Source organism: Halarchaeum acidiphilum MH1-52-1 (genome assembly GCF_000474235.1).
Lineage (GTDB): Archaea > Halobacteriota > Halobacteria > Halobacteriales > Halobacteriaceae > Halarchaeum > Halarchaeum acidiphilum.
Genome location: NZ_BATA01000069.1, coordinates 1 through 13,359, shown reverse-complemented (window position 1 = coordinate 13,359; position 13,359 = coordinate 1). Strand labels below are relative to the sequence as shown.

Sequence of the window (13,359 nt, the reverse complement as noted above, 5' to 3'; positions counted from 1 at the left end):
GAGATCCCGACCGGCGACGGTGACGGCGGCGCGCGCGTCGCGCTCACGCCGAGCGGGTCCGCGCTCCCGAACGCCGCGCGTTCGAGCGAGAGGACGTTCCGGTTCGTCACGAGCGCGACGTGTCGGTTCGCGACGACGTCCGCGATCGGCGCGCCACCGTGCTGCGCGAGACCGGCGGGCCTCCGCGAGGGCGGTGAGCGAGACGGTCGCGCGGCGCGCGAGGCCCGATCCGGCGGCGACGCCGCGATGCAGGCGCGTCTCGAACAGTCGGACGCGACGGTGCACCGCGAGCACGGGCGTCGGCGCGGTGACGGTGACCGGCCGCTCGCGGGACTCGACGACGCCGCCCGCGCGCGCCGCGACGACGCGGACGCCGCGGATCCGGACGCGGAGCACCGTCCCGTTCTCGACCTCGGTGAGCGTCACGCGGTCGATGGCGGCGCGGGCGTCCGCGGGCGAGGCGACGGCGGGAAGCGATGCCGTCGCGCGCACGCCGTCGACCGTCACGGCGCTCTCCGGGAGGGCGCGGGCGACCGCGAGGGAGATCCGGAGGCGGAGGGCGTCGCGGAACGGGTCGGTCGCGTTCAGGACGCGGCCGTACGGCGTGTCGGCGCGCTCGACGACCGGCTCGCGGGCGGCGGCGACGCTCGCGCGCAACACCGCGCGCTCGACCGCGGCGTGCGTCGCCGTCCACGACGCCGCGAGGGCGGGACCGGCGTCGTAGCCCGTCTGCACCGGCCGTCCGGCGATGCTCGTCGCCAGCGTCGCGCTCGTGAGCAGGAGGAGCGCGCCGATCACGGCGAACGGGACGCGCCCGCGCCGATCCGGGAACGGATCGAGCCTCATCGCGACCACGTCCGAACGGTGAGGCGCACCGGCGCGTCGCCGCACCTCGTCTCGTTTCCGATCGGCACCGAAAGCACGACGGCGTCGACCGCCGCGCCCGCGGGCGGTTCCGTGCCGGCGGAGAGCGCCGTCGCGTGACACGGGGCGTCCGGCCGCCACGACGCCGTGAGCGACGCGCGACGCGAGGCGTTCGCGAGGCGACGGAGCGCGACGCGCTCGACGCCGGCGACGTATCCCTGCGGGGCCGTGCGCGTACCGCTCGCGACGGCGGCGTCGGCGAGGAGCGACGCGAGCGAGCCGTTCACGACGCCGGATCCGGCGCGAACGCTCACAGTGCTGTCGAGGACGGCGCGCGCCGTCCCGACGGGCGCGCTGGCCGCCGAGTGGGCGCGCGGGACGACCGCGGTGAGCGTGACGACGGCGCCGCCGATCAGGAGGACGCAGACGGCGACGTCGAGGACGGTGCTGAGACCGCGCTCGCGGCTCACGTCCACACCGCCACGGAGAGCCGGCCGGGTCGAACGCGATCGGGGGCGACGCGGACCGGGAGCGCGGCCGACGCGACGCGGGTCCGCGGCGGTCGGGGCGGGCCGACGGCCCAGACGCGCGTCGGCGTGCGGAGCGTCGCGTTCAGCGATCCCTCACTGTCGAGGTCGCGGACCGCGGCGCGGACCGCGGCCGGACTGGTCGGCCCGGTGCCGAGGGCGTCGGTGAGCGCGGCGAGCGCGCTCGCGGACGACGCGGGAGAGGCGGCGTTCCCGGTCGGAACGGCCGCGTAGGCGCTCGCGTAGATCCCGAGCGCGAGCGTGAGCGCGAGGACGGCGGCGAGCGCGGCGGTCGGCTCGACCTGCGCCCTACCCGAGGAGCGTGACATCGACACCTCCGCGGACGACGCGGCGGACGGTCAGCGAGCCGTCGCAGGCGCGCCAGTCGTCGTTCTCGTTTCGCGCGTTCACGCGGGCGCGCCGGGAGTCCGCGCGAAACGCGGCGAGCGAGGGGTAGACCGCGATCGGCGGGTCGCCGCGCAGGACGCGGCGGAGGCGAGGCGTGGCGGCGGGCGTGACCCTCTCGCGGAGCGTCGCGTGCGCGGTCCCGGCGTCGTTCCGGAGAGCGACGCGCGAGGGACGGACGCGGACGGCGGCGGCGTCGGTCGGGACGATACGCGCGGCGGCGTGCTCGCCGGCGGTGACGGTGTCCGCGGCGTTCGCGACGGCGCTCGCGTCGGGCGGCGGCGTCCGGGGAACGGCGAGGGCGAGCGCGAACGCGGCGCCGGCGACGAGCGTGAGGGCGACCCACGTCGGGAGCGCGTCGCCCTGACTGTCGAACATGCGAGCGGGTGGCGCCGCCCTCCGATATGAACTAGAGCAGGAGCGCGGTCGCCGCGGCGGCACAGGCGTAGCACGCGCCGGCGCTCGCGAGACAGCTGCCGACGCGGTGACAGAGCGGGGCGGGCCGAACGCCGCGGTCGAGGCAGACGGCGAGCGCAGTGAGGACGACCGCGGACCACGCGACGTACGCGCCGACGATGAGACCGAGCGTCGGGACGGGGAGCGCCGCGCCGGTGCCGGCGAAGGTGCCGACGTGGCCGGCGAGCGTCACGGTGGCGCCGGCGATGGCGGGCGCGAACAGTCCGCCGGTGCGGACGAGCGTGTCCACGAGATCCGCGAGATCGGCTCGCGCCTCGGTTTCGAGGCGGTGGACGGCGTCGAGACCGTCAGCGACCTCGGTGAGAACGCGGCCGCCGGCCGCGCCGCCGGTCGCGGCGTCGAGAACGAGCCGAACGGTGCCGGCGACCCGCGGGCCGTGTTCGGGACCGATGACGCCGCGGCGGCCGAAGAAGGCCGCGTCGAGCGGGCGACCGAGCGCACGGCGGGTGCGATCAGCGGCCGCGAACAGTTCGCCCGCGGGACCCGGAAGCGCGTCACCGACGGCCGCGACGGCCGTCTCGGGCGGATCGCCGGCGGCGAGCCGTCGGCCGACGACGGCGGTGACGTCGGGGAGGCCGTCGGCCACGGCGTCGGCCCGCTCGTCGACCGCGACGGAGGCGCGGGTGGCGACGGCGAGCGCGACGCCGACGGCGCAGCAGGGGACGGAGACGGGCAGCGCCCACGCGACGCCGAGGGCGACGCAGCCGAGGGCGGCGAGGGCGCCGGCGCCGAGTCCGGCGAGGACGGCGCGACGCCGGTCGCGGTCGGCGGTCGCGTCCGCGCGGCCGGCGGGGAAGACTGCGGGTCGGTTCGCGAGCGCCCACGCGGCGACGGCGAGCAGCGCGAGCGGCAGGACGGCGTCGTAGCAGACGGCGACGAGACCGAGCGGGAGGGCGACGCCCGCGGCGGGCGCGACGGGCACGAGACCGACGAGCGCGAGCGGGAGGATCACGCCGAAGGCGTAGACGGCGTTGACGGGACCGCGGACGGCGCGCGTTCCGGTGCGAACGTGGCGCTCGGTGGCGTCGTGGGCCGCGCTGAGCGCGCGATCGAGGACGCGCCCGCGATCCGCGGCGGGCGTTTCGACGGCCGCGCGAACGAGCGCGACGGCGCGGCGAAGCCCGGGCGTCGGGAGGGTCGGTGCGACGGCGTCGAGCGGCGTCTCCGGGGTGCCGGCGGTGGCGCGGACGGCACGGGTGAGCGCGTCCGCGAGCGCGTCTCGGCCGTCTCGGCGGCGAACGCCGCCGCGCCTCCGCGGAGGGTTCGATCCGGACGCGGAGGGCGAGACGGGCGACGAACCCGGGACCGCGCCGACCAGTCGGCTCTCGCGGAGCGCGAGGGCGAGCGACGGGGCGTGGCGGGCGGCGCACGCACCGGCGAGGACGTAGGCCGCGAGGACGAGCGCGGGAAGGGGCGCGACGACAGCGAGGGAGACCGAACCGGCGGCGAGCGCGACGAATAGCGCGGCGACGCGCGCGACGTCCGCGGGCGCGGCACGCCAGTCGAGGGCGTCGAGCGTCTCGTCGAGGTCGGCCGGCACGGGCACGGGGACTTCCGGAAGGCGTGCGGCGACGCGGACGAAGGCGTCGTCGAGCGCCGCGGCGGGGCGGGTCACGAGCGCGTCGCGGCGCGTTCCGCGATCTCGCGTTCTCGCGCGTCGAGCGCGGCGGACACGTCGGCGGGGGCTTCGCCGGGCCGGGCGAGCGATGCGAGGAGCGCGAGTCGTGCAGTCGCGGCGTCGCCCGGAGTCGCGTGCCGTCGAGCGCGTGGAGACCGTGGAACGCGCCGTCGTGGTACTCCTCGATGCGGAGGACGCGGTGGGCGCCGTCGACGCGTCCCGCACTCACCACGAAGTCGGTCGCGTCGAAGGCCGAGGGCGGAACGCCGAGATCGGAGACGACGCGCTCGCGGACCGCGGCGCCGTCCTCGCCGTGGATCGTCCCGAGAACGGCGCTGACGTGCGCGCCGATGCGCATCGCCTCGTAGAGCGTTCCGGCCTCCGTTCCCCGCACTTCGCCGACGACGAGCGCGCCCTCGCCGAGGCGGAGCGCGGTGCGAAGCGCGTCGGCGGGCGAGAGACCGTCGCCGTCGAGATCGGTGCGGAGCCCCTGTACGTCGCGGCCGTCGCGCTGGAGCGCCGCGACGGGGAGTTCGGGCGTGTCCTCGACGACGACCGCCCGGACGTCGCGCGGGAGTTCGTACAGGAGCGCCGAGAGCAGCGTGGTCTTCCCGGCGCCGCGCGCGCCGGCGACGAGACCGGCCGCGCCGCGCTCGACGGCGAGCGAGCAGAGCGCCGCGGCGTCGGCCGGGAGCGTTCCCCCCGCGACGAGTCGCGCGAGCGTCCACGTCTCGCCGCCGTGGGCGCGGAAGGCGAATCCGGGACCGTCGCTCGCGGGACCGGTGACGCCGGCGACGCGGACGCGCCGTCCCGCGACGTCCTCGGCGACGGCGTCGAGCGTCGGGTCGGCGCTGGAGAACGCGCGGCCGCTCCCGGCGCGGAAGCGCGAGGCGAGCGCGGCCGCGCCGCCCCCGGTGAGACGGACGTTCGTCCGGTGGCGCTCGCCCGCACAGCGGACGTAGAGCGGCGTCGCGTCCGCCGGAGCGGGCGCGAAGACGTCGCTGACGCGCTCGTCGGCGAACAGGTCGTCGAGGACGCCGTACCCCCGTACGTGTTTCCGGAGGACGCGCGCGAGCGGCGCGACGCGCGTCGGGTCGTCCGCGACTGCCGCGAGCGCGCGATCGGGCCGCGGCGCGTCGGCGACCACGAGCGCTCGACCGCGGCGTCGAGCGCGCGGTAATCGGACGTACCGAGGTCGGTCTCGGGGGGATCGAGGTGGTAGACGGGGAGGGCGTCCGGCCGGTCGTAGCGGCGGACGGTCGTCTCGGGTGCGACCTCGCGGGCGTCGCGGAGCGTCGCGTCCGCGGGCGGCGTGGCGTCGACGTGTGCGAGCGCGATCGCCGGCCCGCGGTACGCCGCGAAGGCGCGCTCGGGGTCGGTGCCGCGGGCGTCGGCCAGCCCGGTTTCCGCGGCGAGCGACGCGACGACTCCGGCGCGGCCGGCGGCCTCGCGGGCGGCGCCGAGCGGATCCCGGCGGGCGCGCGCCGCGAGTCGCGAATCGAGACGGGCGGCGCGGGCGGCGAACCGGCCGGCCGCGACGAGGCGGGCGACGGCGTCGGGGGCGTAACGGCGTTCGAGACCGCGTGCGGTGACGCGGACGGCCGCGGCGTCGCGACCGTCGAGAGCGCGTACGGCCGTCTCGCGGCAGGCCGCCTCGCCGGCGAGGTCGCCGCGTCCGGGACAGTCGTCGGCGATCACGTCGAGTCGCCCGTCGGCGTAGGTCGGCTCGCACGCGCACGCCGCGCCCGGACGGGCGCGTCGCGACGAGAGGAGGTCGGTGAGGGTCACGCGACGTCGTCGTGTCGCGCTCTCGTATAAACCGGCGCGCCGCCGACGGGCGTGACGACGACGGTCGAGGCGTTCCGATATCGGACGTACCGGAGTCTGAGTCCGACTCGCCGCGTGATTCGAAGGCCGGTCGCGTCACCGCGGACGGTGCCGTTCACGCGGACGCGCACGTCGACCGGAAGGATCGTTACTCTCGTTCCGGTCGGGGTTCGGACCGCGACGACGTCGGTCGTGGCGGCGTCGGGCGCGCCCGGCGCGCTGCCGACGAGGAGCGAGACCGGTGCGGTCGCGGCGTCGGTGCGCGGCAGCGACACGGTGACGGTGCGTTCGGCCGCGGGCGCACCAGCGGGGGCGGGCGTGCTCGCCGCGAGGGCGACGACGGCGTCGCGGACGGCCGTGGCGGCGACGTGGCCGGCGCTCGCCGCGTTCGAATCGCGCGCGTCGTGAACGGCCGGCGCGGCGGCCGCGGTCAGCGCGCCGGCGAGCACGACGGCGAGTAGGACCCGGAGGACGCTCACCCGCTCACCGCCCGACGAGGCGACCGAAGAACCCCGATTCGTCCGCATCGGCGTCGGCGGACGACGGCTCCGGATCGGGAAGGTCCGGGAGCGGGTGCGTCGCTCGCGGGCGATCGGCGGCCGCGAGGGCGGCGTTCGCGCGGCGCTCGACGGACTCGTTCACCGCGTCGACGGCGCCGACGTGTCCCTGAAGGGACTGAACAGCGGCGTCGAGGGCGTCGAGACGCCGTTCGACGGTGTCGAGTCGCGCGGCGAATCCGTCTCTCTCTGCCGATGCGGCGGCATGGTCGGTCGGTGCGGCGGCATGGTCGGTCGGTGCGGCGGCATGGTCGGTCGGTGCGGCGGCGTCGGACCGCTTGCCGAGCGCGTCGAGGCCAGTCGCGTCGTCGATGCCGGTCACGCCGGCGGTATCGGCGTCGGAAACCCCCATCTCGGCGGCCGGACGGTCGGTGTCGGTCGCCTCGTCGGCGGGACGAGCGGCGTCGGCCGCGGTATCGCCACCGAACGCGCGTTCGACGGCGCGGAGTCGAGCGTCGACGTCGGTGTGTTCGGTCGCGCGGGGATCGAGGGAGTCGTGTTCGGTCTCGCGGGGATCGAGGGGGTCGTGTTCGGTCTCGCGGGCGTCAGCGGGATCATGGTCGGTCTCGCGGGCGTCAGCGGGGTCGGCGTGGAAGTCGGTCGACACGGGGCGCGGTGGGTTCGCGACCGTACAAGAAGGTCAGTTTTGGCGGCGTTTCACCCCTGAACGAGGCTTCCACCGTCGAAGTCGGCGGTGTCGTAGTCGATCTCCAGCAGATCGAGCATCGTCGGCGTCAGATCGAAGAGGTTCGCCTCGTCGACGGAGACGCGCGGGGCGTCGGTGACGAGCGTCGCGTTCTCGAAGGAGTGCATGCCGTTGCGTGGTCCTCGGTCGAAGATGTCGTCGCTTCCGCGGAAGCCCGCCTTCAGGTCGAAGCCGTGATTCGGGATGGCGACGAGGTCCGGGGCGATCTCGTCGTGGTCGCCGGCGAAGGCGTCCTCCTTCTCGACGACGCGCTCGACGACCGGCTCGCCGTCCGGTCCTTCGAGGGCCTCGATCTCGGCCTTCAGCTCGTCGCGGACGTCGTAGTAGTCGTCCCGTGCAACGCTCCCGCGAGGCTCGCGCCCTTCGAGGTTGAGGTAGAAGCGCCCGGGGACGAAGGCGTACGCGCGGGTGCCGTCGCCGATGTCCGCGAGGCTGTCGTGCTCGTCGCCCTCGAACGAGAGCCACCCCTCGTCTTCGAGCCACTGATTGAGGTGGACCTCGTAGTCGAGCGTCGTGAAGCCGTGATCGGAGGCGATCACGAACGTCACGTCGTCGGGCGCGGCCTCGCGGAGCTTCCCGATGTACGCGTCTACCTGCCGGTAGAAGTCGAAGAACTCCTCCCGGTAGTCGCCGTCGCGCTCGTAGTCCTCGAAGAGGAAGTGGTTCACGCGGTCGGTCGTCATGAAGACGCCGAAGAAGAGGTCCCAGTCGTCCTGCGTGAGGTAGTGATCGAAGGCCTCGTAGCGCTTCTCGAGGGTGTGGTTGGCGTCCTCGATGAAGTCCGTCTTGTCCTCGTCGTGGCCGAGTTTGGCGTTGACGTCGATGCGATACCCCTGCTCGTCGAGGTAGTCGCCGACGTCGCTCGGATGCGAGGCCTTCGTCACGCCGGGCGAGAGGAAGCCGGAGACCATGCGATCGACGTTACGCTGCGGCGGGAAGGTGACGGGAACGTTGAAGACGGACGCGGAGCGATCGGCGTCGTCGACGCGGTCCCAGATTCGGGTGGCTTGCACGTCGCGCCCCATCGGCACGTAGGTGTCGTACGTCCCGGTCTCGCGGTCCTGAAATCCGTATACTCCCGTTTTCCCGGGGTTGACGCCGGTCGTGAGCGACGGCCAGCAGGCGCTGGATTCGGGCGGCACGATGCTCTCGATGGCGCCGCCGGCGCCCTCCTCGGCCATCGCCGTGAGGTTCTCGAACACCTCGGGATGGTCGGCGATGAGCGAGTACGGCACGCCGTCGATACCGATGAACGCGACCCGCGGGCCGTCGTCGCCGCGGAGCCGGTCGAAGAGTCCCATACCGCCTATGTCCGTGCGAGCGGCATAAGAACGTTCGTTCGTCCCGACGTTTCGCCTCTGCCTACGTCACGCGTCGCGGTCATCGTCCCCGTCCGACTCGTCGAGGTTCGTCGGGACGACCGTGAGGTGATCGAGTCCCGCTTCGGGTTGGTCGGTGGACATACGCGAACGTAGCGCCGCCACGGACAAAATATTACCCATACGCATAGCGCATGGGATCGTCGGACGCGATACCCGGTGGTAATTGCCGGCGTCTCGACGCGAAAACGGGGTGGGAGCGCTAGAAGTTCTCCTCGTAGAGTCCTGCGCGTGCTCGATGGCGTCCTTGGCGGACTGGGCGTCCTCCCAGTCGCCGACGGAGACCTCCTTGCCGGCTTCGAGGTTCTTGTAGGTCTCGAAGAACTCGGCGATCTCGGCCTTCTTCTGCTCGGTGAGGTCATCCACGTCCTCGATGTGGTCGTATCGCGGGTCCTCCTCGGGGACGGCGATGACCTTGTCGTCCTGCTCGCCGTCGTCGTCCATCCGCATGAGGGCGACGGGGCGGGCCTCGATGACGCACTCGGGGAACGTCTGATCCTTCACGAGGACGAGGACGTCGAAGGGGTCCCCGTCGTCGTAGTAGGTCTGCGGCATGAAGCCGTAGTCCGAGGGATAGTGGACGTTCGAGTGGAGGACGCGATCGAGCACCGTGCCCGGGATGTCCTTGTCGTACTCGTACTTGTTGCGCTCGCCCTTCAGGCACTCGACGACCGCGTAGACGGTGTCGGGCGCGTCGGGTCCGGTTTCGAGGTCTTCCCAGAGGTTGACCATGACGGTTTGGTGTGCGATTGACGCCGTAAAGGGCCTTTCGGGTCGTCGAAACGGCGGATCAGCGCCGGAAGCGTGAGAAGCGTTTAAGTACCGTGTATGTCATTAGATCAGCTATGTCAGAGGCACAACCCACGGTGCGCACCGGCGCTCGTGATCTGACAGCGTTCCAGAAGAACATCTTGGTGGTTCTCGCGGAGGAACCACGATATGGGCTCGCGGTCAAGCGGGAGCTCGAAGAGTACTACGGCGAGGAGGTCAATCACGGGCGACTCTACCCCAACCTCGACGACTTGGTCGGTGAGGGGCTCGTCGAGAAGAGCGAACTTGACAAGCGAACGAACCAGTACGCGCTCACCGACGCGGGCGTCGAGGCGGTCTTCGACGACCTCTCGTGGGCGCTCGGGAAGTTCATCGCGAACGACGAGCGCGCCGAGCGGATCCGCGAGATCGTCGCGGCGAACGAGTAGCGACCCGGGTGCGTTCGGCCCGCGCGCTACGGTGGTTCTTCATCGACGACGGCGAACGCGTAGCGTAGCGACTCCGCGACGCGCTCGATCTGCGCCTCGCTCGGCCACGCGTTGCGCACGAGGTACTCCTCGCGGAACTCGTCGAATTCGTCGCGCGTGAGCGCCTCGATCGGCTTCGCGTAGTGGTTGCTCGCGAACGCCGCGAGCGCCGTCGCCGTCTCGCCGTGGACGCTCCCGTGCGCCTCGTGGACCGTCCGGGCGATCCCGCGGTTGTGCGCGGCGACGTCGTCCCACCGATCGGGATCCCCCGGTCCCCCGAGCGGGCGCTCGACGGCCTCCGCGGGATCGAACGCGTCCATCCGGATCGTTCCCGTCTCGTCGAGCCAGTCGTCGGGGTAGCAGACGAGCGTGACGACACCGTCGTCCTCGCGCTCGCGGGCGGCGTACCCCTCGTCGGCGAGCAGGTCGTCGCGCTCCGCGCGGTAGGCGGCGGCCTCGTCGGGATCGCTCGCGCGGAGCGCGAGACGAGTGAGGCGTTCGGCCTCCTCGACGACCGCGGGATCGAGGTCGGCGTCAGGCACGATCGAGCGCCTCGTTCGCGAGGTCGTCCGCGTGCTCGTTCACCTCGCGGGGGACGTGGGTGATCGACCAGTCGTCGAACTCGCGGAGGAGTTCGCGGACGCGCACGCGGCGCTCGCGGAGGGCGGGATCGTTCGTGTTCCACTCGCCCGTCACCTGCTTGGCGACGAGCTGGGAGTCCCCGCGGATCTCCACTTCGTCGAACCCGAAGCGCGCGGCGGCCTCTAAGACGGCGATGAGCGCCTCGTACTCCGCGCGGTTGTTCGTCGTCGATCCGATGGTCTCGCTCCCCTCGGCGACGATGCCGTCGCCGGGCGAGACGAGCACCCAGCCGACCGCGGCCGGGCCGGGATTGCCCCGTGACGCGCCGTCGAAGTAGGCGTGGACGCGCCCGCCGCGCTCGCGGATGACGGCGGTGACGTCCACGGGGCGCTCGCCCTGCACGACCACCTGATCGTCGTAGGCGACGGCGTTCGCGTCGCCGAGCGTCGCGCGCCAGCGCTCGTGCTCGGTGTTCCCGTCCGCGAAGGCCGCACCCGCGTCTTCGAGGCGTTCGCGGGCCGTCTCGGGATCGCAGTCGATGACCGGCATTCGACCCGAGATCGGGGCCTCGACGGTATAGGAATTACCGTTTCGCCGGTCGCCGGCCGGTGTTCGGACTGGTTCGAAGGGGTTTTGCTCGCATGGGAGCATACCCCGAGCATGCACGCCCCGTGGGCCGACTGGGATCACGTCCTCAAGGTCGACCCGGACAAGGACCTCGTCGACGGCGAGACCTTCGACGACGTCTGCGAGACCGGGACGGACGCCATCGAGATCGGCGGGACCCTCGACGTGACGAGCGACAAGATGCGACGCGTCATCGACGCCTGTCGGACGCACGACGTCCCGCTCTATCAGGAGCCATCGAACCCGGCGGTCGTCGTCGAGGACGACGCCTTGGACGGGTATCTCGTCCCCATCGTGTTGAACGCGGGCGACGTCGCGTGGATCACGGGCGCGCACAAGGAGTGGGTCCGCTTCGATTCGGTGGACTGGGAGCGCACCGCGACGGAGGCCTACATCGTCCTGAACTCGGAGGCCTCGGTGGCCGAACTCACGGACGCGGACTGCGAGCAGGACCCGGACGACGTCGCGGCGTACGCGGAGGTCGCGGAGCGAATGCTCGGGCAGGAAATCGTCTACCTCGAGTACTCGGGCACGCTCGGCGACCCCGAGACGGTGGCGGCGGCGCACGACGCGCTCGACGAGGCGACGCTGTTCTACGGCGGCGGCGTCCACGACTACGACGACGCGCGCACGATGGGCGAGCGCTCGGACGTCGTGGTCGTCGGCGACCTGCTGCACGAGGAGGGGTGCGGCGCCGTCCGCGAGACGGTCGAGGGCGCGCGGGACGGGACGGCGGCACAGTAGGGACGCGGCGGGCGAGGCGTGACTCCCCCACACGGGCGACGCGAAAGGCGGTGATTTAAGCGCGCCACGACGGTAGGGGCGCGCATGGACGACAGAACGTTTACGGCCGACGCCGAACCGGGCGACCGCGTCACGGTCGCCGGGTGGGTCCACGAGGTCCGCGACCTCGGTGGCATCGCCTTCCTCATCCTCCGCGACAAATCCGGGAAGATTCAGGTGAAGTTCGAGAAGGACGAGATGGACGACGACCTCGTCGAGACGGGGCTGGGCGTCCACCGCGAGTCCGTCATCGCCGTCACCGGCGCCGTCGAGGAGGAGGAGCGCGCCCCGACGGGCGTCGAGATGCTCCCCGAGTCGGTGGACGTGCTGAACGAGGCGGACGCGGAACTCCCCCTCGATCCCTCCGGGAAGGTCGACGCCGACCTCTCGACGCGCCTCGACAACCGGACGCTCGACCTCCGCAAGGACGAGGTGAAGGCGATCTTCGAGATCCGCGCCGAGATCCTGCGCGCGGTCCGCGACTACTTCCGCAGCATCGGCAGCACGGAGATCAACACGCCGAAGATCGTCGCGACGGGCACCGAGGGCGGCACGGAACTCTTCCCGATCACGTACTTCGGCGAGGAGGCGTTCATGAACCAGAGCCCGCAGCTGTTCAAGCAGCTGATGGTCGGAAGCGGGCTGGAGCGCGTCTTCGAGGTCGGGCCGATCTTCCGCGCGGAGGAGCACAACACGCCGCGGCACCTCAACGAGGCGACGATGATCGACTTCGAGTCGGCGTTCATCGACCACGAGGGCGCGATGGACGTCTGTGAGGGCACGCTGAAGGCGGCCTACGAGGCCGTCGAGGAGAACTGCGCCGAGGAACTCGAACTGCTCGGCTACGACGACTTCGCGACGCCCGAGGGCGACTTCCCGCGACTCACCTACGAGGAGGCCATCGAGCGGATCAACGCGACGGGCGAACTCGACACGCAGCTCGTCTACGGCGACGACCTCTCCACGGAGGCCGAGCGCGCGCTCGGCGACGACGTCGGCGGGCACTACTTCATCACGGACTGGCCGAGCGAGATCAAGCCCTTCTACATTCAGGACTACGACGACGACCCGGAGACCTCGAAGGGCTTCGACCTGATGCATCCGCGCATGGAACTCGTCTCCGGCGGCCAGCGCGAGCACCGCTACGACGCGCTCGTCGAGGGGTTCCGCCAGCAGGGTCTCGATCCGGACCAGTTCGACTACTACACGAAGATGTTCAAGTACGGCATGCCGCCCCACTCGGGGTGGGCGTACGGCGTCGAGCGCCTCGTCATGACGATGCTCGATCTGGAGAACATCCGGGAAGCGGTCCTCTTCCCGCGGGATCGGCAACGTCTGAGTCCGTAGGGCGAAGCCGTTTCTGCCGAGCGGGAGCACGTCGGTCGGTTCGTCGCTTCTCCGCATCGCGTCGCTTCTCCGCATCGCGTCGCTTCTCCGCATCGCGTCGCTTCTCCGCATCGCCGACGCGGGGGACGCGGCGGCCGCTGACGGTTTTTCCTGCACGACACGGGAGAGCGGCGCGCGTGTCGAGGTGCCAGAGAGGGGGCGGGGTGTGGACGCGACGGGGCCGACGAGGCCTCGTCGCGTTCCCCCGGCGGCCGATGGCTTCCCCCTCAAGGGAGTGGCCGGATTTTCCGGTTGCGGGACTCTCTCCCACGCGGGAGATCCAGCAATCGACGCCTCCAGCCGCGGGCGGATGAATCCATGTGGACGAAAAGGATGCCGTTTTTGGCTCATTTGGATACCATAACGTCAGTACCTCACAAAGC

General features: G+C 72.3%; 14 protein-coding genes and 2 pseudogenes. 4 read left to right on the top strand and 12 right to left on the bottom strand.

The window, feature by feature from the left end; translation table 11 throughout:
• From AOZ13_RS11135 to AOZ13_RS15065, 6 genes and pseudogenes are all read right to left on the bottom strand, one after another.
• The coding region (locus AOZ13_RS11135) for a DUF7286 family protein (protein WP_449404301.1) at positions 1–846 on the bottom strand (846 nt) is incomplete at its 3' end.
• Positions 843–1,334 (bottom strand): DUF7284 family protein, encoded by a 492-nt coding sequence (locus tag AOZ13_RS11130; RefSeq protein WP_148294590.1) that lies wholly within the window; start codon positions 1,332–1,334, stop codon positions 843–845. The genes AOZ13_RS11135 and AOZ13_RS11130, both read right to left, overlap by 4 nt.
• Positions 1,331–1,720 (bottom strand): DUF7285 family protein, encoded by a 390-nt coding sequence (locus AOZ13_RS11125; protein ID WP_049934092.1) that lies wholly within the window; start codon positions 1,718–1,720, stop codon positions 1,331–1,333. The genes AOZ13_RS11130 and AOZ13_RS11125 overlap by 4 nt, the downstream gene beginning before the upstream one ends.
• Positions 1,701–2,174 carry a DUF7283 family protein gene (locus AOZ13_RS11120; RefSeq protein WP_021780612.1) on the bottom strand — a complete coding sequence of 158 codons (474 nt, stop codon included), beginning with the start codon at positions 2,172–2,174 and terminating at the stop codon, positions 1,701–1,703. Before AOZ13_RS11120 ends, AOZ13_RS11125 begins: the two co-directional genes overlap by 20 nt.
• A 31-nt stretch (positions 2,175–2,205) precedes the next feature.
• Positions 2,206–3,888: a hypothetical protein gene (locus tag AOZ13_RS15070; RefSeq protein WP_049934091.1), complete on the bottom strand. Its 1,683-nt coding sequence runs from the start codon at positions 3,886–3,888 to the stop codon at positions 2,206–2,208.
• Positions 3,889–4,189: 301 nt separating this feature from the next.
• Positions 4,190–5,038 (bottom strand): annotated as a pseudogene (locus AOZ13_RS15065) (ATPase, T2SS/T4P/T4SS family); the annotation flags it as partial.
• Positions 5,039–5,106: 68 nt separating this feature from the next.
• On the opposite strand from AOZ13_RS15065, the gene AOZ13_RS15060 reads away from it, so the two are divergent.
• Positions 5,107–5,709, top strand: a complete 603-nt coding sequence (locus AOZ13_RS15060; RefSeq protein ID WP_049934089.1) for a hypothetical protein — start codon at positions 5,107–5,109, stop codon at positions 5,707–5,709.
• Here AOZ13_RS15060 and AOZ13_RS15055 read toward each other — a convergent pair.
• The 4 genes and pseudogenes from AOZ13_RS15055 to AOZ13_RS11095 all read right to left on the bottom strand — a co-directional run bounded on the left by AOZ13_RS15055 (position 5,676) and on the right by AOZ13_RS11095 (position 9,092).
• On the bottom strand, positions 5,676–6,197 hold the full coding sequence (locus AOZ13_RS15055; protein WP_049934088.1) for a DUF7311 family protein: 522 nt from the start codon (positions 6,195–6,197) through the stop codon (positions 5,676–5,678). The genes AOZ13_RS15060 and AOZ13_RS15055 overlap by 34 nt on opposite strands.
• A gap of 4 nt (positions 6,198–6,201) precedes the next feature.
• On the bottom strand, positions 6,202–6,882 hold the full coding sequence (locus tag AOZ13_RS11105; protein ID WP_049934087.1) for a DUF7310 family coiled-coil domain-containing protein: 681 nt from the start codon (positions 6,880–6,882) through the stop codon (positions 6,202–6,204).
• 50 nt (positions 6,883–6,932) lie between these two features.
• Entirely contained in the window at positions 6,933–8,282 is a 1,350-nt protein-coding gene (locus AOZ13_RS11100; RefSeq protein ID WP_020221923.1) for an alkaline phosphatase family protein, read from the bottom strand.
• 280 nt (positions 8,283–8,562) lie between these two features.
• A pseudogene (locus tag AOZ13_RS11095) lies at positions 8,563–9,092 on the bottom strand (inorganic diphosphatase).
• A 113-nt stretch (positions 9,093–9,205) separates the two neighbouring features.
• On the opposite strand from AOZ13_RS11095, the gene AOZ13_RS11090 reads away from it, so the two are divergent.
• Complete coding sequence (locus AOZ13_RS11090; RefSeq protein WP_020221920.1) at positions 9,206–9,559, top strand: PadR family transcriptional regulator; 354 nt, start codon at positions 9,206–9,208, stop codon at positions 9,557–9,559.
• A gap of 26 nt (positions 9,560–9,585) precedes the next feature.
• On the opposite strand, the gene AOZ13_RS11085 is transcribed toward AOZ13_RS11090, so the two are convergent.
• Together AOZ13_RS11085 and rnhA are read right to left on the bottom strand one after the other, a co-directional pair.
• Positions 9,586–10,140, bottom strand: coding sequence for a DUF7108 family protein (locus tag AOZ13_RS11085; RefSeq protein ID WP_020221919.1), 555 nt, complete (start codon positions 10,138–10,140; stop codon positions 9,586–9,588).
• Positions 10,133–10,729, bottom strand: a complete 597-nt coding sequence (rnhA, locus tag AOZ13_RS11080) for a ribonuclease HI (protein WP_020221918.1) — start codon at positions 10,727–10,729, stop codon at positions 10,133–10,135. The genes AOZ13_RS11085 and rnhA overlap by 8 nt, the downstream gene beginning before the upstream one ends.
• Before the next feature lie 111 nt (positions 10,730–10,840).
• Between rnhA and AOZ13_RS11075 the strand changes: the two genes are divergently transcribed.
• Together AOZ13_RS11075 and aspS are read left to right on the top strand one after the other, a co-directional pair.
• On the top strand, positions 10,841–11,551 hold the full coding sequence (locus tag AOZ13_RS11075; RefSeq protein ID WP_020221917.1) for a phosphoglycerol geranylgeranyltransferase: 711 nt from the start codon (positions 10,841–10,843) through the stop codon (positions 11,549–11,551).
• A gap of 84 nt (positions 11,552–11,635) precedes the next feature.
• A complete protein-coding gene (gene aspS / locus AOZ13_RS11070; protein ID WP_021780603.1) occupies positions 11,636–12,937 on the top strand; it encodes an aspartate--tRNA(Asn) ligase in 1,302 nt (433 codons plus the stop codon).
• Positions 12,938–13,359 lie beyond the last annotated feature (422 nt).